A 26,147-nucleotide genomic window follows, 5' to 3' on the forward strand; every position below is an offset into this window, starting at 1 on the left:
GGGAGAACGGATCTGCGATTGCGGCGCACGTGCGCCGCGGGCCGGAAAAGCGCGTCGGGCGTGGATCCGGATGGGGAGTTCTCCCCATCGCCGTTCCCAGGAAGCCGACATACACTCTTACAGTCCCCTGACAATTGCGCATGGGACAGCTGTGCTGCACGGTCGGGGGGAAATTCGTGGTGAAGTCGTTCGCGTGGTTGCGGATGCGACCGAAGACCCTCGCTTCTGCGGCCGGAGTGACCGCCGCGGCCCTCGCCGTCACCGGCATGGCGTTCGCCTATCAGGGCAACCCCACCGCCGAGGTCGACCTGCACGACGGCGGCGTGTGGCTCACCAAGACCTCGAGCCTGCTCGTCGGACACTTCAACAACCAGTCCCGGGTGCTCGACGGCGGACTGCGCACCGGCGGCGAGAACTACGACGTGCTCCAGTCGGGGGGCACCGTGCTGGTCGCCGACCGCTCCGCCTCGACCCTCACCGCCGTCGACCCGGCGCGCGTGGTGCTCAGCGACGCCGTGCTGGTGCCGGGCGGCGCCAAGTCGGCCCTCGGCGGCACGACCGTCGCCATCCTCGACCCCAAGGAGGGCAAGCTCTGGGTGCGCCAGGCCTCGTCGCTGAGCGGGTTCAAGGCCGCCGGAACGAAGCCCTCGGCGACCCTCGGGGCCGGTGCCGACATCGCGGTCGGCACGGACGGCACGGTCTACGGCGTCTCCGCCAAGGACCGCACCATCGTCACCGTGCACGTCGACGAGCAGGGGGATCCGCAGCCGCCGTCCACCGAGAAGATCGAGCTCGCCGACGACGCGAAGCCCACGATCACCGTCGTCGGCGACACCCCCGTGGTGCTCGATGCGGACGCCAAGACCGTCTTCGCCGGGGGACACCGCACGCAGCTCGACGGCGCGGAGGCGAAGAACCTCGATGCCGCGGTGCTGCAGCAGCCTTCGGCGGAGAACACCTCGGCGGTGCTGGCCACGGCCGACGCGCTGATCACCGTGCCCCTCGACGGCTCCGCGGCCTCGGCCCGGGACATCGGCGGCACCGGCGCCCCCGCGGCCCCCGTGTTCCTCAACGGGTGCACCTACGGCGCGTGGGGCGGATCCGCGAAGTTCCTCCGCGACTGCATCGGCTCCGCGGACGACCTCGCGACTTCGATCGAGGGCGCCGAGAGCAGCTCCACCCTGGTGTTCCGCGTCAACCGCGACGTGGTGGTGCTCAACGACACCGCGAGCGGGGCCGCCTGGATGGCCACCGACAACCTGCAGCGCGTCGACAACTGGCAGGACATCGTGCCGCCGGAGGGCAGCTCCGAGCAGCAGGACGAGACCACCGACGACCAGGTCGAGACCACCCTGCCCAAGCGCACGCCCGAGAACACGCCGCCGGTCGCGCACGACGACGAGTTCGGCGTCCGGCCGGGCCGCACCACGATGCTGCCCGTGCTCGACAACGACACCGACGCCGACGGGGACGTGCTGGTCGCCTCCCTCGCCCAGGAGCAGCCTCCGATCGGCGAGGTGCAGCCGATCAACAACGGCGGGGCGCTGCAGATCGCGGTGCCGGAGGACGCGACCGGATCCGCGTCGTTCCAGTATCAGGCCGATGACGGCCGGGGCGGCAAGGCCACCGCGAACGCGTCGATCAGCGTGCACGACTGGAGCGTGAACGCCGCCCCGAAGCAGCGGCGCACTCCCGGTCTGCTCGTCGAGGCCGGCGGGACCGTGACGTACAACGCCCTGCCCGACTGGATCGATCCGGACGGCGACGACGTGTACCTCAAGGATGTCGAGGCCGCGCCCGGCGACGAGGTCGACTACACGCCGGACGGGCAGCTCACCTACCGGGCCGTGGCGAGTCTGCCCGGCCGCAAGGAGATCCGGATCCAGGTCGCCGACGCGATGGGCGAGCTGACCAGCGGAACGATCCGTCTCGACATCCGCCCTGCCGGCACCACGACCCCGAAGACGAACGCCGATCACTACGTCACCCGCGCGGGTGAGCAGGTCACGGCCGACCCCCTGCTGAACGACACGAGCTCGGGCAAGGAGCAGCTCCGCCTCACCCGCGTCGACGAGACGCCGGGCGCCGTGATCACCCCGAACTTCGCCGAGGGCACGTTCACGTTCCGCGCCGAGCTTCCCGGCACCTACTACATGCAGTACCTCGTCAGCGCCGGTCCCAATGCGGTGCCGGGGCTGGTCCGCGTGGACGTGCTCGACAAGACGGCCGAGGCGGCGCCGCCGACCGCGGTGCGCGACGTGGCGCTGCTGCCCAGCGGCGGCGACGTGCTTGTCGGGGTGCTGAACAACGACATCGACCCGGCCGGCGGGATCCTCGTCGTGCAGTCGGTCACCGTGCCCCCGCACAGCGGCGTGGGCGTGTCGGTGCTGAACCACGAGACCCTGCGGGTCACCGATCAGGGCAATCTCGACAAGGAGGTGCGGATCAGCTACCGCATCTCGAACGGATCCCAGACCGCGGACGGCGACGTCATCGTGATCCCGATCCCCGCGCCCGCCAAGCTCGACCCTCCGACCGCGAACGACGACACGGCCGTGGTGCGCGCGGGCGACGTGGTGACGATCCCGGTGCTCGCGAACGACAAGCACGCGCCCGGCACGACGCTGCACGTGGCGCCGAACCTCGTCGAGCCGCTCGTCGATCCGAAGTACGGCGAGGCGTTCGTGTCCCAGGACACCGTGCGCTTCCGCGCCGGCGACACCCCGCGCACGGTCTACGCGACCTATGAGGCGGTGGACTCCAACGGGCAGAAGGCCGCCGGGTACATCACGATCCAGATCCTGCCGGTCGACGAGAAGGCCAACACCGCGCCGCGCCCGCACGATCTCACCGTGCGGGCCCTGAGCGGCACCAGCGTGCGCATCCCTGTCCCGCTGGACGGGCTCGACGCCGAGGGCGACTCCGTGGAGCTCGTGGGCCTGGACTCCGCGCCGAAGCAGGGGCAGGTCACCGAGGTCGGCTCGAACTACCTCACCTACACGGCCTTCGACAAGACGAGCGGCATCGACACCTTCACCTACAAGGTGCGCGACCGCCTCGGCAAGGAGGCGACCGCCACGATCCGCGTCGGCATCGCCCCGGGCGCCAACATCAACCAGGCGCCCTACGCGGTCAAGGACTCGATCGTGATGCGGCCGGGCCGCACCGTCGCGGTCGCCGTGCTGACGAACGACTCGGATCCGGACGGCGACACGATCGGCCTGGTCAAGAACGGCATCGAGACCGCCGCGGGCGTGGACGGGCTCCAGGCCCGGGTGTCCGGCGACCGCGTGCTCATCACCGCGCCCGACCGCCCCGTGCAGACCTCGGTGCAGTACACCGTCGCCGACGCGCACGGCGCCACCGCCACGGCGCCGGTGCAGATCACGGTCGCCGAGGACGTCCCCCTCGTCGCACCGGTCGCCCGGGACGACCGCATCCAGGCGTCCGATGTGAAGGGCGAGGCCCTGACGGTCGAGGTGCCGGTGCTGGACAACGACGAGGATCCGGACGGCACGATCGACGCGCTCAAGCTCAGCGTCGGCGACCCCACGGCGAAGGTGCTGCCGAACCGGAAGATCCAGGTCACCGTCACGGACCAGCGGCAGCTGGTGCAGTACTCCGTCACCGACCAGGACGAGCAGACCGCGTCCGCGTTCATCTTCGTCCCCGCCCTGTCCGAGCTCGCGCCGACCCTCCGCTCGACCAAGCCGGTCGAGGTCAAGAGCGGCGAGACCATCGAGCTCCCGCTGTCGAAGTACGTCGCCGTGGCGGGCGGCGGCGACGTGCGCATCACCGAGGCCGGCAAGGTCAGCGCCGTCAACGGCAACGGCGCGTCGCTGCTGAAGGACGAGCACACCCTCGTCTACACCTCCAAGCAGGGCTACTTCGGCGACGACGCGCTCACCTTCGAGGTGACCGACGGCACCGGACCCGACGATCCGAAGGGGCGCAAGTCCACTCTGAGCCTGCCGATCACCGTGCTCCCGCCGGACAACCAGCCGCCCGCGTTCACGAACGCGCAGGTGTCGGTCGCGCCCGGCGAGGACGCGCAGAAGGTCGACCTCGCGGCGCTCACGAAGGATCCGGATCCGGGCGATGCGAAGAAGATCAGCTACAAGATCACCGGACAGCCCGACCACGGCATCACGGCGAGCCTGGACGGCTCGACGCTGAGGGTGCAGGCCGACTCCCAGACGCCGAAGGGCTCCGGCTCGACCGTGCAGCTGAGCATCACCGACGGCACCACGGAGCCGGTCACCGGCACCGTCGCCGTGACGGTCGCCGCCTCCACGCGGCCGCTCGCCGTCGCCAACGAGGACACGGTGCCGCAGGCCGACCAGGGCAAGGCGGTCACGATCCCGGTGCTGCAGAACGACGTCAACCCGTTCCCGGACAAGCCGCTGAAGATCCGCTCCGTGAGCGTGCAGACCGGCGACGCCGACGGCGCATCGGTGCAGGGCGACAAGGTCGTGATCACGCCCAGCAAGGCGTTCGTCGGCCAGATCGTGGCGACCTACCGGGTGCAGGACGCGACGAAGGATCCCGACCGCGAGGTGGACGGCCGCATCGTCGTCACGGTGCAGGGCGTTCCCGATGCGCCCGGCGCCCCGCAGGTGACGAGCGTGCAGGACCGCACGGTGGTGCTGAACTGGTCGCCGCCGTCGAACAACGGCGCCGAGATCACCGGCTACACCGTGCGCGCCACGAGCGGCGGCAGCTACTCCAAGTCGTGCACGTCGACCACGTGCACCCTGGACGGGCTGACGAACAACGTCGAGTACACGTTCGCGGTGACCGCCACGAACCGCGTGGGCGAGGGCAAGCCGTCGCCGACCTCGGCCGTGGCGCGCCCGGATGCGCGGCCGGACACCCCGAACCCGCCGACCCTGAAGTTCGGCGACAAGTCGCTGGACGTCTCGTGGACCACGCCGACGACCCCGGGATCCCCGGTGACCTCGTACAACCTCGAGATCTCCCCGGCGCCGCCGAGCGGCACCGCGACGAAGACCGGCGTGACCGGCACGTCGGTGAAGTGGGACGGCCTGGAGAACGGCGCGAACTACCAGGTGCGCGTGCAGGCGGTGAACCGCGCCCCCGAGCCCTCGAGCTGGTCGGGCTGGTCGGCGTCGGAGGTTCCGGCGGGTCCGCCGACGGCTCCCGGCACCCCGCAGGCGCAGAGCGCGCCGTCCGTGGGCAACCAGTCGCAGATGACCGTGAGCTGGACCCCGGCCGGCGCCAACGGCGACCCGATCTCCAGCTACGAGCTGCAGGTCATGCAGGGCGGATCCGTGGTGCGCACGATCACCGTCCCCGGCAGCTTGACGAGCCAGGCCGTGACGGTGGGCAACTCGACCGCCGACTACACGTTCCAGGTGCGCGGCAAGAACAAGTCGCCCTCGCCGGGCGCCTGGTCCGCGCCGTCCAGCCCGCGGCGCGCCTTCGGGCAGCCGGGGGCGACGACCCTCACCAAGGTGGTGGAGGGCGACAACAACATCGCCGTCGAGTACACGCTGGCGGACGCCAACGGGGCCAGCGGATCCGAGATCCACTACGAGTACTCGACCGGGGGCAACTGGAACCGCAACTGGGATGGGCGCAACATCCCGGCCACGAACAACAACAGCTACACGGTGTCGGTGCGCGCCTACTCGGTCGTCGGCGGGCAGGAGTCCCAGCCCGGTGACGCAGGCTCGAAGGGCAATGTCCGCCCGTACGGTCCGATCGGGAAGCCGGACGTCAGCGCGACCAACAACGGCCAGAGCATCACGCTCGCCTGGAACGCGCCGGCGCCGAACGGGCGCCCGGTCACCATGAAGGTGCGCATCGACGGCGGCGGATGGCAGTCGGTGGCGAACAACGGATCGACCGTGGTCGGCAACGGCTATGACCAGACGCACACGATCGACGCGCAGGCCTTCGTGAACGACGGCGGGGTCAGCCAGCAGTCCAGCGTGGTCTCCGCCTCGCGCAAGACCAACAGCCCGCCGCCGCCCCGCGTGTGGGTCACCCAGGGCGCCGCCGCCGGCAGCGGGTGCGTCAACGGATGCCGCCTGATGGTCGTGAACTGGCAGAACCTGAAGATCGGCAACTACACGGTGACCTGCCACTCCAGCGTGGACGGCCAGATCGGCGGCAACCACACCGTGAACTTCGACGGCTCCGGCAGCCAGCAGCTCTCCTGCTGGAAGGGCCGCGACGGCGTCGACGTCTGGGTCGACATCGTCGGCTGGGGCGGCGGAGTGGACACCGAGAAGAGCTTCTGGGCGAGACCGTAGCCGGGCGAGGACCGGCCCGCGCAGCACAGCAGACGAACGACGAGCAAGAGGAACCACAGACATGACGATGACCCCCGAGCAGGCGACCTGGTTCCAGGGCACCTTCAGCCGCCTGGCCGACAACGTCGACCGTGCCCTGCAGGGCAAGCGCGACGTGGTGAGCCTCGTGATCGCGTCGATGCTGGCCGAGGGGCACGTGCTCCTGGAGGACGCCCCCGGAACGGGCAAGACGAGCCTCGCGAAGGCGCTCGCCGCGACCGTGCAGGGCACCAGCAGCCGGATCCAGTTCACGCCCGACCTGCTGCCGTCGGACGTGACCGGCGTCACGATCTACGACCAGAACACCCACACGTTCGAGTTCCACCGCGGCCCGGTGTTCGCCTCGATCGTGCTCGCCGACGAGATCAACCGCGCCTCGCCCAAGACGCAGTCGGCCCTCCTCGAGGTGATGGAGGAGTCGCGGGTGACCGTCGACGGCGTCGCCCACGAGGCCGGCCGTCCGTTCCTCGTGATCGCGACGCAGAACCCCATCGAGCAGGCGGGCACCTACAAGCTGCCCGAGGCGCAGCTCGACCGCTTCCTCATCAAGACCTCGATCGGCTACCCCGACCTCGATGTCACGGCGTCGATCCTCGCGGGCGCCGCGGAGCGCAACCCGTCCGCGAAGCTCGCCCCCGTCATCACCACGAGCGCGGTCGCCGACATGGCCGACCTCGCCGCCGCCGTGCACGTCGAGCCCGCGGTGCTGCGCTACATCGCCGAGCTCGTCGAGGCGACCCGGGCCGACACCGCGATCCGCCTCGGCGTCTCGGTGCGCGGGGCGCTCGCCATGGTCCGCATCGCCAAGGTGTGGGCCGCCGCGCACGGTCGTCACTACGTGCTGCCCGACGACGTGAAGGCGCTCGCCCGGCCGGTGTGGCTGCACCGCCTGCTGCTCGACCCGGAGGCGGAGTTCGCCGGCACCACCGCCGAGACCGTCATCGCCCGCGTGGTCGAGAAGGTCGCCGCCCCCCAGGCGCGCGCCGCCTGATCCGGCGCCGGTCCGTCCCCGCACGGCGGTCCGCCACCCCGGCCCCTGCCCCGCAACCCCGGTCCCTGAGCCGCAACCCCGGTCCCTGAGCTTCGTCGAAGGGACATCCGAAGACAGAGAGCACGCATGACCACGACCGCCCCGGCGCGCAGCACCGATCGCCCGGCCGGATCCGACCGCGAGGCCGGCTGGCGCGACATCCTCGCGCTCGTGCTCGCGCGCGGGGGGACGCGGCTCCGCCTGATCGCCGGCGCGGTGCGCCCGCTGGCCTGGGTGCTCGCGGGTGCGGCCCTGGGATGCCTCCTGATCGCGCTGCCGCTCGGCTGGATCGAAATGGCCGTGATCGCGCTCGTGCTCGCCATCGTGCTCGTGCTGTGCACGCTGTTCCTCATCGGGCGCACCGCCTACGACATCACCCTCGACCTGGCGCGCACCCGCGTCGTCGTCGGAGAGCGGGCGGTGGGGGCGCTGACCCTGGCCAACCGCGGCAGCAGGGCGATCCTGCCCTCGCGCGTCGTGCTGCCGGTCGGCGCCGGCCGCGGCGAGTTCGGCATCAAGCGGCTCGCCCCCGGGGAGGAGGCGGAGGAGCTCTTCGCCATCCCCACCCACCGGCGCGGCGTCGTGTCGGTCGGCCCGGTCAGCGTCGTCCGCGGCGACCCGCTCGGGCTGTTCGAGCGGGCGCACCGGCGCGACGATCCGATCGATCTCTTCGTGCACCCGCGCACGATCGCCTTCGACGGGCAGTCGCTCGGCTTCCTGCGCGACCTGGAGGGGCTGCCGGCGTCGGATCTGTCCCGCGACGACGTCTCCTTCCATGCGCTCAACGAGTATCAGCCGGGCGACGACCTGCGTCGGGTGCACTGGCGCTCCTCGGCACGCACCGGGGTGCTCATGGTGCGTCAGTACGAGGAGACGCGCCGCTCGCACTTCGTCATCGGCCTGAGCCGCGCGAGCTCCGAGTACGCCGAGGCGGAGGAGTTCGAGCTCGCGATCTCCCTGGCCGGATCCGTGGGTCTGCGTGCGATCCGCGATGCGCAGCACGTCGAGCTGCGCGTGCAGGGCCGGGCACTGGCGTCCGGCACGGGCAAGCAGCTCCTCGACTCGCTCGCGGGCGTCGAGGAGGGCCGCGCGAAGGACGGCGGGCTGGCGGCGCTGGCCGGCACCGTCGCCGCGCACATGCCGCTGTCCAGCGTCGTGGTGCTCGTCGGCGGCAGCCGCACCTCACCGGAGGAGCTGCGCGCCGCCTGCGCCCGCCTGCCCTTCGGGTCGCGCGTGCTCGCCATCGTCGCCGATCTCGGCGAGGCCCCGTCGCTGCGCCGCATCGGCGAGGCCGATGTGATCACGGTGGGCGCGCTCGAGCAGCTGCCGCTCGCCCTCGGGAAGGTGCTCGCATGATGGCCCGTCGCCTCACCGACCTCGTCGCGGTGGCCCTGCTCATGGGCGCCGGCATCGCCGGATGGTGGCCCTCGTTCGCGGGCGGATCCTTCCTGCCCGCCGCGCTCGGCGGCCTCGTGCTGGGTCTCGGGGTGGCCCTGCTCTGCGCCTGGCGCGGCTGGGGGATCCTGCCGACCGCCGGACTCACCGTGCTCGCCTACTTCGTCTTCGGCGGGGCGCTGGCCCTGCCGCAGACGACGCTGTTCGGCTTCGTGCCCACCGGCCAGACCCTGGGCGCGCTGTCGGCCGGCGCCGTCACCAGCTGGAAGGCGATGCTCACCACGGTCGCGCCGGTGGCGGTGGGGGACGGCTACGCGCTGGTCCCGTTCCTGTCCGCCCTCGTGTTCGGGGTGCTGACCGCCGCGCTCGCGCTGCGGCTGCACCGGGTCGCGTGGGCGCTGATCCCCGCGGCGGCGCACCTCATGCTGGTGATCGCCATGGGCGTCCCGGATCCGGCGGCCCCGATCGCGCAGGGCGTCGTCTTCGCCCTCGTCTCGGTGGCCTGGCTCGCGCTGCGCGGCCTCGGCGGCGAGAGCGCGGACGCCGCGGTCCCGGTCGCGGCCGACGGGTCCCGCTCCTCCGCCCTGCGCCGCCGCCGCATCCTCGCCGGGGCGGCCGTGCTGGTCGTCGCCGGCCTCGCCTGCACGGGCGTCGCCGCCGCGACGACGCTCGCCGAGCCGCGACACGTGTTCCGCGACGTGGTGCTGCCGCCGTTCGACGTGCACCAGTACGCGAGCCCGCTGCAGTCGTACCGCGGGTACGTGAAGGACCACCGCAAGGACACCCTGTTCACCGTGAAGGGGCTGCCCGAAGGCGCCCGCATCCGGGTCGGCACGATGGACGCCTACAACGGCGTCGTCTACGACGTGTCGGACAAGGGCGTCGGGTCGTCGGGGGCGTTCAGTCCCATCCGCGACAACATGTCGGCCGGAGCCACCGGCTCCGCGGCCACGCTCGACGTCACGATGGACGCGTACACGGGCGTGTGGCTGCCCGACGCCGGCGCCGTCAGCCGGATCACGTTCGGCGGATCCGACGCCGATGCGCTGCGGCGCGGCACCTACTACAACGACTCGACCGGCACGGCGGTCGCCACCTCGAAGCTGCGCAAGGGCGACACGTACACCCTGGACACCACGATCCCCCGCACCTGGACGGACAAGCAGCTCGACGGCCTCGCCTTCGGATCCGTCGCGATGCCGAAGTCGGCCGAGGTCCCAGAGAAGCTGGCTTCGCTCGCCTCCGACACGGTCGCCGACGCGAAGACGCCCATCGCGCAGGTGCGGGCGCTGGTGAAGAAGTTCTCCGAGGAGGGCTTCTTCAGCCACGGCCTGGAGGGCGAGGCCCTCAGCCGCGCCGGGCACACCGAGGAGCGGATCTCCACGTTGATCGACGGGCAGCAGATGATCGGCGACGACGAGCAGTACGCCGTCGCGATGGCGCTCGCGGCCCGCTCCCTGGGCATCCCCGTCCGGGTCGTGATGGGCTTCTACCCGGAGAAGGGCCAGAAGGGCACGTTCTCCGCCAACGGCGACAACCTGCACGCCTGGGTCGAGGTGAACTTCGAGAAGGCCGGATGGGTGGCCTTCGACCCGACCCCGCCGAAGGACAAGGTCCCGCAGGACCAGATCACCAAGCCCAAGGTCGTCCCCAAGCCGCAGGTGCTGCAGCCGCCGCCCCCGCCGCAGGAGCCGGTCGAGCTTCCGCCCAGCGTGCCCGACCAGCGCGGCAACCAGGACGGCCCGGACAACCTGTGGGGCATCCTCGGCACGATCCTCGCGATCGGCGGCAGCGTGCTGCTGGTGCTCGCGATCCTCGCCGCCCCGTTCATCGTGATCGGCGCCTGGAAGGCGGCCCGCCGGCGCCGGCGACGCGTCGCGGCGCTCGCCGCCGACCGCATCAGCGGCGGCTGGGACGAGCTCACCGACCGCGCCGTGGACTACGGGGCGCGCCTGCCCTCCGGCGCCACCCGGGCCGAGGAGGCCCGCACCGTGGCCACCGCGCTCACGGTCCCCGCGGTGACCGCGCTCGCCGACCACGCGGACGCCCAGGTCTTCGGCCCGTCCGAGCCGACCGCCGAGGACGTCGATGCGTTCTGGCTCGAGGTCGACGGCATCGTGGCCGGGATGGGCAAGGAGGCGAGCTGGCGGCGCCGGATGATCGCGCGCCTCAGCCTGCGCTCGCTGCTCGGCGGCTCCCGTCTCTCGGCCGGGTTCCAGGGGCTGCGCGACGCCGCGACCGAACGCGTCCGCCGGCCCGGGTCCGGCTCTGGCGCGAGTTCGGGCGCACCTGGCACGATCGAGAGCACACCAGCCACGCAGCGCGGCACCCGAGCCGCACGCCGCGGATCCGAGAGCGAGACCTCATGACGAACGCCCCGAGCAGCGCCGGCGCGACGACGCCTCCGGTCGCGCCGACGTCTCCGGCCGCCCCGATCGCGCCGCTCCCGCGCCGCGTGGCCGCCTACCTCATCGACGCGGCGATCGCGTCGCTGCCCGCCATCATCGGATCGGCGGTCGCCTTCGCGATGGCCGGCGCGGCGAGCGGCGGGGGAGCGACGGCCGTCGCCTCGGCGCTCCTCACCGGGATGGGCATCACGAGCCTCGTGATGCTCGCCTGGTTCCTCGTCTACAGCTTCCTGCAGGGATCCGGCGGATCCATCGGCATGCGCATCCTGCGGCTGCGGCTCGTGCGGGACGGCAGCGAGGCGCCGCTGGGCTTCGGACGTGCGCTGCTGCGCAACGTCGTGTTCGGTCTCAGCGCCGCGATCGTCGTCGGCTACTTCACGCCGCTGTTCGACGGCTCCGGCCGGTTCCAGGGCTGGCACGACCGGGCGGCAGGCGCGATCATGCGCGATGCCCGCACCGCCTCAGGACCGTCGGCCGCACCCGCGGGCGCCGGCGTCATCGCCGAGCCCTCCGCTCCCGCGCCGACGCTCGCGACCGTGCCCGGCGCGCCGCAGCCCGCGGCCGGCCCTCCGGCGCCGTTCGTCCTGACGACGCCGGACCCGCCCCTGCTCCAGGCCGCCCCCGCCGCGTCGTTCGCCCCGCCGGCGGGTGCACCCGCCGCGTCCACGGGGCACACCCTGCCGAACGCCCCGAGCGCCGGCGGGCCCGTCGCGGACCCCGCGGCCGAGGCCGACCCGCACGATGCGACGGTGCTGTCGGCCGCGGCGCAGGCCGCCGCCGACGCCGCGCACGCGATGATCACGGTCGTCCCCGGGGTGAGCCCGTCGGTGCCAGCCCCCGCCGCTCCCGTGGTCTCGGGGCCGGAGACCGTGGCGCCGGCGCGACCGCCCGTGCCGGCGGCCGCGCCCGCCACCGTCGCGGACGCCCTGGCCCTGACCCCCGTGGTGCATCCCGACGAGGAGGACCTGGAGGAGACGCGGATCTCGATCCCGGGGCACCGGCTGCAGTTCGTCTGGGACGACGGCGCACGCGCCACCGTCTCCGGGCGCACGCTGTTCGGTCGCAATCCGGCGCCCGAGGCCGGCGCGACGGTCGTCGTCGTCCGCGACGAGACCCTGTCGCTGTCCAAGACCCACTTCGAGGCCGCGGCCGAGGCCGCCGGCGGCTGGGTGATGGACCGGCACTCGACCAACGGCATGACGATCGTGCGCGACGGGGTGCGGATCGCCTGCCCGCCCGGCGAGCGCGTGCGGATCCGTCTCGGCGACGCCATCGAGATCGGCGACCGGATCGTCACCGTGGGCGGCTACGCATGACGCCGGCGATCGTCGCGCGGTCGGGCGCGGCCACGCACACCGGGCTGCGCCGTGCGCTCAACGAGGATGCGCTGCTCGCTCAGGCGCCGCTGTTCCTCGTCGCCGACGGCATGGGCGGGCATCAGGCCGGCGACGTCGCCAGCACGACCGTGATCGAGGGCTTCGCGCAGCTGCGGGGCCGGCCGGTGCTCACCATCGACGACGTCAGCTTCACCCTGGCCCGCGTGCGCGCGGCGGTCGACGCGATCGGCGGCACCACGGCTCCGGCCGACGGGGGCTCGATGGCCGGCACCACGCTCAGCGGCGTGACGATCGCCGCCGTCGACGGCGTCGGCTACTGGCTGGCGATCAACATCGGCGACTCGCGCACCTACCGGCTCTCCGGCGGCGTGCTGGAGCAGATCTCGGTCGACCACTCCGTGGTGCAGGAGCTCATCGACGCGGGCGAGCTGCGCGCGGCGGACGCCCCCCGGGACCGCCGCCGCAACATCATCACGCGGGCGATCGGCGCGGGCAGCACCGGCGAGGCCGACTACTGGATGATCCCGGCCCGCGTCGGCGATCGGATCCTGGTCTGCTCCGACGGTCTGAGCAGCGAGGTGGACGACGAGGAGATCCGGACCCTGCTCGCGATGCACGAGGATCCGCAGGCCGCCGCGGAGCGCCTGATCGACCGCGCCCTCGAGCACGGCGGGCGCGACAACGTGACCGCGGTCGTCGTGGACGCGCTCCACGTGAGCACGCGTCCGGGGCGCGACGGCGCAGCCGGCTTCGACGACGAGGACATCGACTCCGACACGCGACCGCGTGCCGAGGCCATGGGAGGGATGCGCTGATGAACACCGTCTACCGCGCAGGGTCGTGGTTCGCGCTGATCGGCCCCCGGGCCGTGATCGCACTGCCTCCGGATGCGGACGCCGCGCTCGTCGCGAGGCTGTGGGAGCGGGTCGCCGCCGACGAGGCCTCCTTCGCCGAGGTGGTCGATGCGCTGACGGCCGCGGGCGGCGGGTCGTTCGCCGCGATCCCGCCGTTCGCCGCCGTGGTGCGCGAGGGCGAGCACGCCCGGATCGCGGTGCGCGGGCGGGTGCGGGCGCGCGTGGTCGCCACGGGCGACGAGCGCGAGATCACCGGGGCCGAGGTCACCACCTGGAGCGAGCGGTTCGTGCCCGGCATGACCGGCATCGAGATCCGGGTCGAGGACGGCGCGGAGGATCCGGCGCTGCCGATCGTCGCGGGCGTCGTGCGCGCCGGTGTGATCATCGCCGGCACCGCGCTCCTTCCCGAGCCGTCGGCCGAGGCTGCGCCCGAGGTCCGCGCGTCATCCGACGGCGACTCCGCTGTCCCGGCTCCGGGCTCGTCTGACGAGGAGCTCGCCCCGTCGCCGGGGTCGTCGGGCGAGGACGTCGTCCTGTCTCCGGGGTCGTCGGGCGAGGCCTCCGACCCGTCTCCGCGGCCGTCGGGTGAGGACGTCGTCCCGTCGCCCGCGTCGTCTGACGAGGACGACGTCCCGGCTCCGGGGTCGTCGAGCGAGGACGCCGCAGGCGACCGAGACGAGACGCCGTCCCCCGCGGATGAGCCCGATCCCGAGCCCGTCGAGGGGACCACCACACAGGATCCCGAGCCGGAACCCCATCCCGCGCCGCTCGTCCCGGCCGCGGACGAGGACGACCTCGGCGACACGGTGATCAGTGCTCCGGCGCCGGTGGAGACGATCCTCCCCCCGGCCGACACCATCGCGGCGCCGCTGGGCGGGCACACCCTCGACTTCCGCCCGGCACCGGCCGCCCCGGTGCAGGCCGCCCCAGTGCAGGCCGCCCCGACGGCGCCGCAGACCGGGAGCGCCCCGGACGACGGCGACCACGACGGCGCGACCATCTCCCTCGCTCAGGCGCGGGCCCTGCGCGGCGACCTCCCCGTCGCGCCGACCGTCGCGGGCGCGGTTCCCACGCCCACCGAGCCGGTGCCCGCGCCCGTGTCCGCCGTGCCCGGGATCACGCTGGAGCCCGCGCGCCCCGGTGCCGCGGACCCCGTCCCCGCTGCAGCCGTGACCACCGGCCCTCGGGTGCGGCTGTCCTCCGGGCAGGTCGTCGCGCTCGACCGCACGGTCGTGATCGGACGCCGCCCGCGGGCCACGCGTTCCAGCGGTGCTACCCTGCCGCACCTCGTGGCGGTCGACAGCCCGCAGCAGGACATCTCGCGCAGCCACCTCGAGATCCGCCCCGAGGCCGACGCGGTCGTCGTGCTCGACCTGCACACCACGAACGGATCCACGCTGCTGCGCCCCGGCGCCGAGCCGGTGCGGCTGCACCCCGGCGAGCAGACCATCGTGGTCACCGGGGACGTGATCGATCTCGGCGACGGGATCACCGTCGCGTTCGAGGATCTGCCGTGAGTCGTCCGCCGTCCCCGCCGCCGCAGCTGGAGGGGTTCGACTACGTCGAGCCGCTGGGCACCGGCGGGTTCGCCGACGTCTTCCTCTACGAGCAGCAGCAGCCGCGTCGCCGCGTGGCGGTCAAGGTGCTCCTCGCCGACCGGCTCGCGTCGGGCGCCGCCCAGGAGTTCGCCGACGAGGCGAACGTCATGGCGATGCTGTCCACGCATCCCGCGATCGTCACGATCTATCAGACCGGCGTCGCCGCCGACGGACGCCCGTACCTCGTCATGGAGTACTGCCCGCGGCCGAACCTGCAGCAGCGCGCCCGCAAGGAGCCGTTCAGCGTGGCCGAGGCGCTGCGCGTCGGCGTCCAGGTCGCCGGAGCCGTGGAGACCGCGCACCGCGCCGGTGTTCTGCACCGCGACATCAAGCCCGCGAACATCCTCGTCACGGCCTACAACCGGCCGGCCCTCACCGACTTCGGCATCGCCTCGACCACGGGCGCGGTGAGCGAGGCCGCGGGCATGTCGATCCCCTGGTCGCCGCCGGAGTCGTTCGGCGACCCGCCGCAGGGCGGGGTGCGCTCGGACGTCTACGCGCTCGCCGCCACCCTCTACACGCTGCTCACCGGGCGCAGCCCGTTCGAGAAGCCGGGGCAGCGCAACAGCGGCGCCGATCTGATCGCGCGGATCGAGGGCGAGCCGCTGCCGCCGCTGGGGCGCGCCGATGTGCCGGAGAGCCTCGCCCGCGTCCTCGAGCGCGGCATGGCGAAGAATCCCGCCGACCGCTTCGGCAGCGCCGTGGCGTTCGCCCGGGCGCTGCAGAAGGTGCAGATCGAGCTCTCGCACTCGGTGACCCCGATCGACATCGTCGACGACCATCAGCCGGAGCGCGAGCACGACGATGACGACGACGGCCTGACCCGGGTGCGCGAGGTCGTCAGCATCGACCCGAGTCACACCGCCACCCGGCCGTCGGCGACGACGAGCCCCGTGCAGGCCCCCGTCGTCCCTGCGGCGCCCGGCCCGCGGTTCGACCCCGCCGGAGCAGCCGAGGACGAGACCTCCGCACGCACGATGATCCGGGTGCCCGCGGCAGCCGCGCCGGCGCCGCCGGTCGCCCCCGTCGCGCCGGTCGACGCCGGCGACGATGCGCCGACCGTGCTGCGCCCGCCGCGTACGGTGAGCCCGGACGCCGGCGCCGTCGCGGGGGAGAGGGCACCGGCCCCCGCCGCTCCCGCACCGACGGACCGCTCCGTCGCCCCGGCGTCCCGCCGGGGCCTGATCTGGGGCCTGGTCGCGGCGGCGGCGGTGGTCGTGCTCGCCGGCGGATCGGTGCTCGCGGTGAACCTGCTCAACGCGAACCCGCCGAAGCCCAAGCCGACCGCCGCGGAGAGCGCGGATCCGCAGGATCCTCTCGGCGACATGACGGCGACGCCGAAGGACGTCGTCGGCACGCCCGACGGCGCAGGCTCCGTGCGCTTCACCTGGACCAACCCGAGCCCGCAGAAGGGCGACTCCTACCTCGTCACGGTGGTGACGCTCGCGGGAGACGGCGACATGACCAAGGTCGACGCGCCGGAGATCACGGTCCCGGCGCAGCCCGGCGGCACGACCTGCATCGATGTCGTGCTGCGCCGGGAGAACGGCTCCGGTTCGTCGACGGTGAGAGGATGCACCTCATGACCATGGACCCCGAGGTCACGCAGGATCCGACCCGTGCGCGGGTGACGGTGGAGTTCGCGGGGGAGTACTTCCCGATCGAGGCCGGAGGGCGGTTCGTGGTGGGGCGCGAGGGCGACCTCGCCATCGACGACAACCTCTTCCTGCATCGGCACTTCCTCGAGATCGCCGAGTCGGCCGGGCTGTGGTGGCTCGCGAACATCGGCGCGCGCCTGCAGGCGACGGTGACCGATGCGACCGGCGGAGTGCAGGCCTGGCTCGCGCCCGGCGCCCGGCTCCCCCTGGTGTTCGCGACCACGAGCGTCGTGTTCTCCGCGGGGCCCACCACGTACGAGTTCACGATCCACGCCTCCGAGCCGACCTTCCGGGAGACCCGGCGCGAGCGCGAGTTCGACGGCGATTCGACGATCGGCGACGTGCCGTTGACGCTCAGCCAGAAGCAGCTTCTGGTGGCCCTCGCCGAACCGCTGCTGCGCCGCGACGGCACGGGCATGAGCGCCCTGCCCTCCAGCGCCGACGCCGCGGCGCGCCTGGGCTGGACCGTCACCCGCTTCAACCGCAAGCTCGACAACGTGTGCGACAAGTTCGACCGCATCGGCGTGCCCGGCATGCGCGGCGGGGTGGGCGGATCCGCGACCAACCGGCGGGCGCGCCTCGTCGAGCACGTGATCGCCTCGCGCCTCGTCGGCAAGGCCGATCTGCCGCTGCTCGACGTGACGGATGCGGATCCCGGCGACGCGGAGTGACCGGAGCCGACCGGGCGACGGATGGGGAGTCGTCCCCATCGACGGCCCCGTCGGATCTTCCGTAGGCTGGACGAATGCTGCGGGTCGGGCTCTCCGATCCGGACGATCTCGGAGGGGTAGCTGGGCATGCCGGAGGTGAAGGCGGGCCGCTCGAACGCGCCTCAGGACATGATCTGGGAGGTCGAGGAGCACAAGCCGGTGATCGAGGGCCTCGACGCCGCAGGCCGCCCCGACCCCGCGTACGCCGCAGCCCTGGGGCTCGTGCGCGCGCCGTTCGGGCGCCGCGCGGCGTCGGCGGTGATCGACGCCGCGATCTGGTTCGTCGTCCAGCTGCCGCTGTGGTTCGGCGCGGTGCCCTTGCTGCTCAAGTTCGCCGCGGGGACGATCTCGCTGTACGGATTCGTGAACCACCCGGACTTCCGGCTCTCGGTGATCATGGCCGCGGTGACCGTCGTGCTCAGCCTCGCCTTCGCGGTGGCGCAGCTCGTGCTGCAGGGAGTCCGGGGGCTCACGATCGGGAAGGCGATCACCGGCCTGCGCCTCGTGAGCGTGCGCACGCTGGAGCGCGCGGGCGTCGGCGCCGTGCTGCTGCGCTTCCTCGTCCTGGTGGGTGCGAGCCTCGTGCCCCTGCTGGGGGTCGTGTTCCTCCTCTCGCCGCTGTTCGACCCGGAGGGGCGCGGCCGCGGATGGCATGACAGGGCGTCCCGGGTCTGGCTCGTCGACGTGCGCAACGGCCTGAACCCGCTCGACGAGAAGCGGATGCGCCTGGCCAGGAAGATGGTGAAGGCGGATCCGGTGCCGGAGCGCTCCGCGCTGCCGTCGCTCGCCACGCCGGTGGGGCCGACCGCGGCTCCCGCCTACCGCCCCGGCAGCCGCATCAGCGCCGGGGTGCTCGGCGTCGCCCGACCGCATGCCGCGCCCGGCGGCCTCGAGGCGCCGGCGACCCCGACGATGACGCCGCTCGCGCCGGTGGCGGTGCCCGACCCGACGCCCGTGCCCACGGCCGCCCCGCAGCAGACGCCCGTCACGCCGGTCGCGTCGCCGGCACCGGTGGCTCCGCCGCAGACGCCGGTCGCCCCGCCTGCTCCCGCGGCTCAGCCGACCGTCGCGGCTCAGCCGACCGTCGCACCTCAGCCGACCGTCGCACCTCAGCCGACCGTCGCGCCGCAGCCGACCGTCGCGCCTCAGCCGACCGTCGCGCCTCAGCCCGCGCAGCCCCCGGCCGCGCCGCAGACCCCGTCCGCGGCGCCGGTCGCGCGCTACGCGCTGCGGCTCGACACGGGGGAGAGCATCCCGGTCGTCGAGGCCGTGCTGCTCGGGCGGAACCCGGATGCCTCGGGCCACCCGGACGCGCGCCCGCTGCCGCTCGCAGATGCCAGCAAGTCGCTGTCGAAGACCCATCTGCTCGTGCGGCCGGTGGCGGCCGGATTCGAGATCACCGACTGCGGGTCGACCAACGGATCAGGACTGATCCGCGACGGGATCGAGTACGCCGCGCCCGCCGGAGCCCCGGTTCCGGTGCGCGACGGCGACACCATCCGCATGGGTGACCGCCTGGCGACCGTGGTGGCGCTGTGAGCGGATCGGGAGGGCCGAACGCGCGCGGCGTTCGGCCGAGGGGGGATGAAGGACACGCATGAGGCTGAAGCTGACGCTGCACCGGCCGGTGGGCGAACCCGCCGACATCGTGATCACGACGGACTCGACCGCGACGGCCGGTGATGTGGCGCGGCACGTCGCCGCCGCCGATCCGACGCGCGCCACCCCCGTCGCGGAGGGGGACGTCGTGACCCTCGCGGTCGCGCCGCCGAACGGCAAGCGGCTGATCCCGCTCGAGCCGGATGTGCCCATCGGCGAGGCGGGGATCGGCTCGGGATTCGCGGCATCGATCGTCAACTACGGCCCGGAGTACGCGGCTTCGGGACGCAACGACATCGTCGGCATGCTCGTGGGGACGGCCGGCGCGCTCGCCGGACAGGAGTTCCCGATCCGGTCGGGGCACGTGATCCTGGGACGCGACGCGGCGAGCGATGTGGTCATCGCCGACCCCATGGCGTCCAAGCGGCATGCACGGCTCGAGGTCGGCGCGTACATCGAGGTCGTCGACCTGAACTCCGCGAACGGCGTGCTCGTCGACGGCGTCGCGGTGCAGCGCGTCCGCATCGAGGAGGGCGAGCCGTTCGTCATCGGCAGCACCACGTTCGTGCTCCGCCTGGTCCGGTCCTTCGACGGCTCCGCCACAGAGGAGCCGATCATCGAGCGCGGCGGCGGGCTGCTCTTCAACCGGAGCCCCCGCGTCGAGGTGCGCTACCCGGGCACGCGGTTCACCCTTCCGCGCATCCCGACCGAGCGGATCGGCAAGCTCTTCCCCTGGCCGATCATGGTGACGCCGATCCTGATGGGCGCGGCGCTGTACATGATGAACGGCAACCCGCGATCCCTGCTCATGATCGTGATGACGCCGCTCATGGCGTTCGGCAACATCATCAACCAGTCGGTGCAGAGCAAGAAGACCGAGGGGCACGAGATCGGGGTCTTCGAGCGGCAGTTCGAGCAGCTCGAGGAGGACTTCTACCGCGGCAAGCCCGAGGAGGAGAAGGCGCGCAACGCCGAGGCGCCGCCGGTCGCCGAGATCTTCGACCACGCCCTGCGCCTCGGGCCGATGCTGTGGACGAGACGGCCGGAGCACTGGAACTTCCTCGGGCTCAGGCTCGGCAGCCGGCAGCTGCCGGCCCGCAACGACGTCGACGAGGAGGACAGCCCCGAGGGCCTGCCCGAGTACGTCGATCGCATCGATCGGCTCCGTGCCCGCTACGAGCACGTCGACGACGTCCCTGTGTTCGACCTGCTCAGCGACGCCGGCTCGATCGGCATCGCCGGGCACCAGGGGCCGGCCGCCGATACGATGCGCGGCGTCGCCGTGCAGCTGCTGGGGCTGCACGCGCCCAACGACGTGGTGGCCGTCGCCTTCGCCGACTCCGCCTGGACGCCCGAGCTCGACTGGCTGAAGTGGATGCCGCACACGTCGAGCGAGCGGTCGCCGTTCCGCGACATCGCGCTCGCCGACTCCGCCCCGACCTCGGCGGCGCTGCTGAACCAGCTCGAGGAGCATGTGCGCCGGGCGGCCGGCGAGGGGCTGGACTCGGAGCCGCGGGGCCCGTTCAAGGAGGACTGGAACCCGCTGCTGTACGGCTCCGACGTCGCCCGTGCGGCGACCGAGCACAAGAAGACGCCGCCGGTCTCGGTGATCGTCTTCGTCAGCGGGGACGCGCCCGTCGACCGCGGCCGCCTCACGGACGTCCTGGAGCGCGGCGCCGACCACGGCGTGCACGCGGTGTTCGTCGCCCCGACCGTGGAATCCCTGCCCGCGGTGTGCCGGAGCTACATCGACGTCACCGCCGGACTCGAGTCCGCCACGGTGGGCCTGGTCCGCAACGGCGAGAGCTTCGACGACGTCCGCGTCGAGGGCGTGTCGAACGACTACATGAACATGCTGGCCCGGCGGCTGGCGCCCGTGGTCGATGCGAGCACCGTCGTGCACGACGCCTCGGACATCCCGGGATCGGTCATGTTCCTCCAGCTCGTCGATCCGCAGATCGCCGAGGACCCGCAGGTCGTGATCGAGCGGTGGCGGCAGAACAACACGATCGTGGACCGCTCGCCCAACCCTCGGCCGCGGCTGAAGAAGGCGGGCACTCTCCGCGCGATCATCGGCCAGGGCGCGAGCGATGCCATGACCCTCGACCTGCGCACCCAGGGCCCGCACGCCCTCGTCGGCGGCACGACCGGCGCCGGCAAGAGCGAGTTCCTGCAAGCCTGGGTGCTCGGCATGGCGGCGGCGCACAGCCCCGACCGGGTCACCTTCCTGTTCGTCGATTACAAGGGCGGATCCGCCTTCGCCGACTGCGTGGAGCTTCCGCACTGCGTCGGACTGGTCACCGACCTCAGCCCGCATCTGGTGCGGCGCGCGCTCACCAGCCTCCGCGCCGAGCTGCAGCACCGGGAGCACCTGCTGAACCGCAAGAAGGCCAAGGACCTTCTCGAACTCGAGAAGCGCCAGGATCCGGAGTGCCCGCCGGCGCTGGTGCTCGTCATCGACGAGTTCGCGGCTCTGGCCTCCGAGATGCCCGAGTTCGTCGACGGCGTGGTGGACATCGCACAGCGCGGCCGGTCGCTGGGCATCCACCTGATCATGGCGACGCAGCGTCCCGCCGGCGTCATCAAGGACAACCTGCGGGCGAACACGAACCTGCGCGTCGCGCTGCGCATGGCCGACGAGGCCGACTCCCGCGACGTCGTGGACGACCCCATCGCCGCGACGTTCTCGCCGACCATCCCCGGCCGCGCGATCGCCAAGACGGGACCGGGCCGGCTCGTGCCGTTCCAGTCGGCGTACGCGGGCGGCTGGACCGGTGCCGACGAAGCGGCCGTCGCCGACGTGCGCGTGGCCGAGCTGCGCTTCGGTGCGACCGCCGAATGGGAACCCGATCGTCCGGCCGATTCCGACGCGCACGAGGAGGACCTCGGCCCGAACGATCAGAAGCGGATCGTGTCGACCCTCATCCACGCCGCGGACGTCGCGGGGCTCCCGCGGCCCCGGCGTCCATGGCTCGACGACCTGCCGCTGCTCGTGGATCTGAACGACCTGCCGAACGACGGCGACACCCGGATTCCGCTGGCGCTCCTGGACGTGCCGGAGAAGCAGCTCCAGGAGGCGGCCGTGTTCGTCCCCGACCGCGACGGCTCGCTCGTGGTCTACGGCACGTCGGGTTCGGGCAAGTCGACCCTGCTCAAGAGCATCGCCACCGCGGCCGGCATGCGCCCCGATCGGGGGCGCGTGCAGGTCTACTGCCTCGACTTCGCCTCCGGGGCGCTCGGTTCGCTGAACACCCTGCCGCATGTCGGGTCGGTCGTGGACGGCGGCGACGTGGAGCGCATCCAGCGGCTGCTCCGCACGCTCGACAGCGAGATGGATCGCCGGTCGGCCCTGTTCTCCGCCGCCAGCGCGGCCTCCGTGCAGGAGTACCGCGAGCTCGCGGATCCGAACATGCCCCGCATCCTGCTGCTCGTCGACAACTACCCCGAGTTCAAGAAGGACTGGGAGGTGACGGCAGGACGGGGTCCGTTCTACCGGATCTTCATGCGGATCCTCGGCGAGGGACGCACGCTGGGCGTGCACACCGTGATCACCGCCGACCGCGGCAACGCGGTGCCCAGCGCGGTGGCGGCGAACATCTCCCGTCGCGTCGTGCTGCGCATGGGTGACCCGACGCAGTACATGCTGCTGGGCGCCCCGCGCGACGTCCTCGATGAGCAGTCGGCTCCGGGCCGCGCCGTCGTCGACGGGCACGAGGCGCAGATCGCGGTGCTGGGCGGCACGATGAACGTCGTGGAGCAGACCAAGGCGCTCGGCGCCCTCGGAGAGCGCCTGCGTGCGCAGGGGGTGCGCGACCTTCCCGAGATCGGCGCGCTGCCCACGCTCGTGCCCGTCTCGGAGATGCCGGCGCAGGTCGACGGGCTGCCGGTCTTCGGCGTCGCGGACGACACTCTCGCGCCGTACGGCTTCGAACCCGTCGGATCCTTCGTGATCGCCGGTCCCCCGGCCTCGGGCAGGACCAACGCCCTCAAGGCGCTCGTCGTGGCCATGGAGCGGTTCAACCCGCGGATCCAGATGTACCACTTCGGCACCCGGCGCTCCGAGCTCAAGGACTTCCGCCCCTGGACGCGCAGCGCGATCCGCCCGGAGGACGAGAAGGATCTGGCGACCGAGCTCGCGGAGCTGGTCGTCAGCGACGCCCCGGGCGGCCGGATCCTCATCGTCATCGAGGACATCCCGCACCTCGCGGACGGTCCCGCGGATCGTCCCATGCGCGCCCTGCTGCAGGCCATGAACAACAGCGATCACATGCTGATCGCCGATGCGGAGATCAGCCGCGCGAGCGGCAGCATCGGCGTCCTCGGCGAGTGGAAGGCGGGGCGCCAGGGCATCGTGCTGAAGCCCGACACCTACGACGGCGACACGATCTTCAAGACGCCGTTCGGCCGGGTCAAGCGCAGCGACTTCCCCGTCGGCCGCGGCATCTTCGTGCAGGCCGGCCGGGCCGTCACGATGCAGATCCCCTTCGTCCCCGAGGCGCCTTGAGCGCCCGGGAATCGGGGATCGGCCGATGGGTAGTTCTCCCCATGTGCGGTCGGCGGATCGTTGGTTAGCCTGGGGGCAATGGGCTGAGCAGCCTGATTGAGAGACAGACCTGGAGGGGTTCGCATGGCCGGACACGATTTTGGCGCAACGTACAGCGAGATGGAAGGCGCGGCGTCGCGTCTGCGTGACGGACGCAGCAGCGTCACCGACACGCTGAAGGAGCTGCAGGGCGTCATCGACGACCTGGTGCAGGACGGCTTCAAGACGGAGAACGCGTCCGACGCGTACTCGTCGGCGTACGAGGAGCTCACCACCTCCCTCGACGACGCCGCAGAGGCCGTGAACGACATGGCGCAGGCGCTGGAGCGCATGGCGGACCAGATCCGCGACACCGACTCCAGCATGGCCGGTGGCGCCTGAGCCAACCCGCTGCCCGGGGTCGTGATGTCGAGAGGATCGACGTCACGACCCCTTGCTGTGTGCGCGCCCGGTTCGTGCGCGCACACGGCGGCGTCTGCGCCTGCCGGCGGGCGCCGCATAGAATCGCCACGAGCACGATCGGAGCGCTGGACGGATGAGCGGAACGCAGAGCTACTACTGGTACACGTTGTCGACCCAGATGGTCGTCCAGGCGGACGAGCGGCCCACGGAGGACTCGATCGGGCCCTTCAGCAGCGCCGCCGAGGCCGAGGACTCGCCCGCCCTGCTGATCGAGCACGCGCGCGCCTGGCTCGAGAGCGAGGAGAGCGAGCCGTTCCGCGAGATGGCCGCCGAAGCCGACGAGAGCGCCGACTACGCGTGACGACCCCGTCGAACGCCGGGGTGCGCCGTCACGAGATCCGCAGGCGGCTCCTCGCGGCGGTGCTCGTGCTCCTGCTCGCCGCGGGGCTCGCCGCCTGCACCAAGGCGCGGTCGGGGAAGGCCTCGGCGGGGCCGGTGGCCGGCACGAAGGTGGTCGTCGGATGGGCGGGGGCATTCACCTCCGCGAACGCGGCGCAGTCGCCCACCGCGGGCAACCTCGACATCGCCGCGGCGACGCGCGGTCGGTTCGGTGACGTCGTCGATGGGCAGTTCGTGCCCGACACCGGGTTCGGCACGGTGAAGATCGTCTCGGAGTCGCCCTTCACGGTGCGCTACGACCTGGCCCAGCCGGCCTGGTCGGACGGCATCCCCGTCGACGCCGCCGACCTGCTGCTGGGATGGGCCGGCGCGTCCGGCCGCCTCGACCCGGCTCCCGGAGCGGACGCGCAGGAGGATGCGGATTCGGTCCCCCGGATCGACGAGTTCGCGCGATCGATCGACGTCACGTTCCCGCACCCGAGGATCGACTGGCAGAGCGCGGTCGGCGCTCCCGTGCCCGCCCATGTCGTCGGGCGCCTCGCCTTCGGGCTGGACGATCCGATGGAGGCCAAGCAGGCCGTCATCTCGGCGATCCGGAAGGGCGATCCCACCGCGCTCGCCGAGATCGCCGAGGTGTGGAAGAAGGGGTTCGATCTCCCGAAGAAGGGGGCCGTCCCGGACCGGCTCCTGCTCTCCAGCGGTCCGTTCCGGGTCGATCGGGTCGAAGGCGCCCCGGGCGGGCAGAGCGTGCGACTGGTCGCGAACGCGGGGTACGCCGGTGCGCCGAAGCCGAAGGTCGCCCGCATCGATCTCGTTCCTCCGGGCGCGCAGCCGGTGGCCGAGGCGGGCGCCGGGCTGGACATCGTCCAGGTGGCTCCCACGGCCGAGAACCGCGCGCCGATCCACGAGCTGGAGCTCAAGGACTTCACCGTCACGACCACCAACGACGGAACGCTGTGGACGATGATCCTCAACCCGGCCGGGGTGTTCGCGTCTCCGCAGGCTCGTACCGCGTTCTTCCACGCGGCACCCGCGAACGCGATGATCCAGGGCGGCGGAGGCGAGTGGGCATCGGCCTACGCCGGCACGTCGTCGATGGTCACCTCACCCGATTCCGCGGCCTACAAGGTCGTGGACGAGGGCTCGGGGTTCGCCTCGGCACTCGGCACGCCGGGCGACGATCCGGCGCTGCAGCGCCGGACGGCGGGAGTCGACGACGGCGCGCGGGTGTGCGTGCTGTACGACCGCGGCAGCGAGTTCGCGCGCGGGGCCTTCGCCGCGCTGCAGGCCGCGGCGGCCAAGGAGGGGTGGGGCGTCGCCGACTGCGGCAGCGACGATGTCGCCGCAGCCCTGCCGCAGCGCGCCTGGGATGCCGTGATCACCCGGGTGCCGCTTCCGCAGACGCCCGACCAGATCGCCGCGCAGTGGGGGGCAGGAGGGTCGGCCGCCCTCACGCCGTTCGCGGATCCGTCCCGTGATCAGCTGATCGCGCAGCTCGCCAAGACCACGGACGTGTATCAGGCGCGGGACCTGCGCGCCCAGATCGAGGCATCGATCGTGCGGTCCGCCGTGGCCCTCCCGATCGCGACGAACCCCCGGGTCACCGTCGCCGATCGCGGCACCGGGGGCGTGTCCGTGCGCAACGGAGAGGCCCCCTCCCTGCTGGGCGGCGCGGCCGCCTGGACCTCCGCGCGCTGAGCGGCGATGGGGAGTTCTCCCCATCGCGTCGTCGGGGGACGCTCTCGTAGGGTCGAGGGGAGGGGTCTTGGAAGGTCAGCGTCCGGAGGTGCTGTCGTGGGAATGATGTTGCCGAATGAGCTTGTCTGGGTGATGGAGAAGCTGGGTTTTGATTGGCCTGATATCGATGAGGATGAGGTCAGTAAGGGTGCGACTCTGG

14 protein-coding genes are annotated in these 26,147 nt (G+C 72.5%); all 14 read left to right on the forward strand.

Annotated features, from left to right (window positions below; all coding sequences use genetic code 11):
- Window positions 1-140 precede the first annotated feature (140 nt).
- The 14 genes from WFJ01_RS13175 to WFJ01_RS13240 all read left to right on the forward strand — a co-directional run bounded on the left by WFJ01_RS13175 (window position 141) and on the right by WFJ01_RS13240 (window position 25,948).
- Complete coding sequence (locus tag WFJ01_RS13175) at window positions 141-6,278, forward strand: Ig-like domain-containing protein (protein ID WP_336629278.1); 6,138 nt, start codon at window positions 141-143, stop codon at window positions 6,276-6,278.
- 61 nt (window positions 6,279-6,339) lie between these two features.
- On the forward strand, window positions 6,340-7,308 hold the full coding sequence (locus WFJ01_RS13180; protein ID WP_251447336.1) for an AAA family ATPase: 969 nt from the start codon (window positions 6,340-6,342) through the stop codon (window positions 7,306-7,308).
- A 126-nt stretch (window positions 7,309-7,434) separates the two neighbouring features.
- Window positions 7,435-8,703: a DUF58 domain-containing protein gene (locus tag WFJ01_RS13185; RefSeq protein ID WP_336629279.1), complete on the forward strand. Its 1,269-nt coding sequence runs from the start codon at window positions 7,435-7,437 to the stop codon at window positions 8,701-8,703.
- Window positions 8,700-11,111 carry a transglutaminase family protein gene (locus tag WFJ01_RS13190; RefSeq protein ID WP_336629280.1) on the forward strand — a complete coding sequence of 804 codons (2,412 nt, stop codon included), beginning with the start codon at window positions 8,700-8,702 and terminating at the stop codon, window positions 11,109-11,111. The genes WFJ01_RS13185 and WFJ01_RS13190 overlap by 4 nt, the downstream gene beginning before the upstream one ends.
- Window positions 11,108-12,466 (forward strand): RDD family protein, encoded by a 1,359-nt coding sequence (locus tag WFJ01_RS13195; protein WP_336629281.1) that lies wholly within the window; start codon window positions 11,108-11,110, stop codon window positions 12,464-12,466. The genes WFJ01_RS13190 and WFJ01_RS13195 overlap by 4 nt, the downstream gene beginning before the upstream one ends.
- The gene (locus tag WFJ01_RS13200) at window positions 12,463-13,302 is read left to right on the forward strand and encodes a PP2C family protein-serine/threonine phosphatase (protein WP_251447324.1); all 840 of its coding nucleotides are present in this window, start codon (window positions 12,463-12,465) and stop codon (window positions 13,300-13,302) included. The genes WFJ01_RS13195 and WFJ01_RS13200 overlap by 4 nt, the downstream gene beginning before the upstream one ends.
- Window positions 13,302-14,858 (forward strand): FHA domain-containing protein, encoded by a 1,557-nt coding sequence (locus tag WFJ01_RS13205; RefSeq protein WP_336629282.1) that lies wholly within the window; start codon window positions 13,302-13,304, stop codon window positions 14,856-14,858. Before WFJ01_RS13200 ends, WFJ01_RS13205 begins: the two co-directional genes overlap by 1 nt.
- Entirely contained in the window at window positions 14,855-16,525 is a 1,671-nt protein-coding gene (locus WFJ01_RS13210) for a serine/threonine-protein kinase (protein WP_336629283.1), read from the forward strand. The genes WFJ01_RS13205 and WFJ01_RS13210 overlap by 4 nt, the downstream gene beginning before the upstream one ends.
- Window positions 16,522-17,268 (forward strand): hypothetical protein, encoded by a 747-nt coding sequence (locus tag WFJ01_RS13215; RefSeq protein ID WP_292887669.1) that lies wholly within the window; start codon window positions 16,522-16,524, stop codon window positions 17,266-17,268. Before WFJ01_RS13210 ends, WFJ01_RS13215 begins: the two co-directional genes overlap by 4 nt.
- Window positions 17,269-17,394: 126 nt before the next feature.
- Window positions 17,395-18,846 (forward strand): RDD family protein, encoded by a 1,452-nt coding sequence (locus WFJ01_RS13220; RefSeq protein WP_336629284.1) that lies wholly within the window; start codon window positions 17,395-17,397, stop codon window positions 18,844-18,846.
- A 58-nt stretch (window positions 18,847-18,904) separates the two neighbouring features.
- Entirely contained in the window at window positions 18,905-23,410 is a 4,506-nt protein-coding gene (locus WFJ01_RS13225) for an FtsK/SpoIIIE domain-containing protein (protein ID WP_336629285.1), read from the forward strand.
- A 123-nt stretch (window positions 23,411-23,533) separates the two neighbouring features.
- Entirely contained in the window at window positions 23,534-23,830 is a 297-nt protein-coding gene (locus WFJ01_RS13230; protein WP_251447307.1) for a WXG100 family type VII secretion target, read from the forward strand.
- Between the two features lie 154 nt (window positions 23,831-23,984).
- Window positions 23,985-24,212 (forward strand): hypothetical protein, encoded by a 228-nt coding sequence (locus WFJ01_RS13235; protein WP_251447304.1) that lies wholly within the window; start codon window positions 23,985-23,987, stop codon window positions 24,210-24,212.
- Entirely contained in the window at window positions 24,209-25,948 is a 1,740-nt protein-coding gene (locus WFJ01_RS13240) for an ABC transporter substrate-binding protein (RefSeq protein ID WP_295034835.1), read from the forward strand. The genes WFJ01_RS13235 and WFJ01_RS13240 overlap by 4 nt, the downstream gene beginning before the upstream one ends.
- Window positions 25,949-26,147: the final 199 nt, after the last annotated feature.

It is taken from the genome of Microbacterium sp. MMO-35 (assembly GCF_037147555.1).
Lineage (GTDB): Bacteria > Actinomycetota > Actinomycetes > Actinomycetales > Microbacteriaceae > Microbacterium.

Coding starts and splice junctions, on each gene's coding strand:
- WFJ01_RS13175 (WP_336629278.1), top strand. CDS start 141: ATGGGACAGCTGTGCTGCACGGTCGGGGGGAAATTCGTGGTGAAGTCG.
- WFJ01_RS13180 (WP_251447336.1), top strand. CDS start 6,340: ATGACGATGACCCCCGAGCAGGCGACCTGGTTCCAGGGCACCTTCAGC.
- WFJ01_RS13185 (WP_336629279.1), top strand. CDS start 7,435: ATGACCACGACCGCCCCGGCGCGCAGCACCGATCGCCCGGCCGGATCC.
- WFJ01_RS13190 (WP_336629280.1), top strand. CDS start 8,700: ATGATGGCCCGTCGCCTCACCGACCTCGTCGCGGTGGCCCTGCTCATG.
- WFJ01_RS13195 (WP_336629281.1), top strand. CDS start 11,108: ATGACGAACGCCCCGAGCAGCGCCGGCGCGACGACGCCTCCGGTCGCG.
- WFJ01_RS13200 (WP_251447324.1), top strand. CDS start 12,463: ATGACGCCGGCGATCGTCGCGCGGTCGGGCGCGGCCACGCACACCGGG.
- WFJ01_RS13205 (WP_336629282.1), top strand. CDS start 13,302: ATGAACACCGTCTACCGCGCAGGGTCGTGGTTCGCGCTGATCGGCCCC.
- WFJ01_RS13215 (WP_292887669.1), top strand. CDS start 16,522: ATGACCATGGACCCCGAGGTCACGCAGGATCCGACCCGTGCGCGGGTG.
- WFJ01_RS13220 (WP_336629284.1), top strand. CDS start 17,395: ATGCCGGAGGTGAAGGCGGGCCGCTCGAACGCGCCTCAGGACATGATC.
- WFJ01_RS13225 (WP_336629285.1), top strand. CDS start 18,905: ATGAGGCTGAAGCTGACGCTGCACCGGCCGGTGGGCGAACCCGCCGAC.
- WFJ01_RS13230 (WP_251447307.1), top strand. CDS start 23,534: ATGGCCGGACACGATTTTGGCGCAACGTACAGCGAGATGGAAGGCGCG.
- WFJ01_RS13235 (WP_251447304.1), top strand. CDS start 23,985: ATGAGCGGAACGCAGAGCTACTACTGGTACACGTTGTCGACCCAGATG.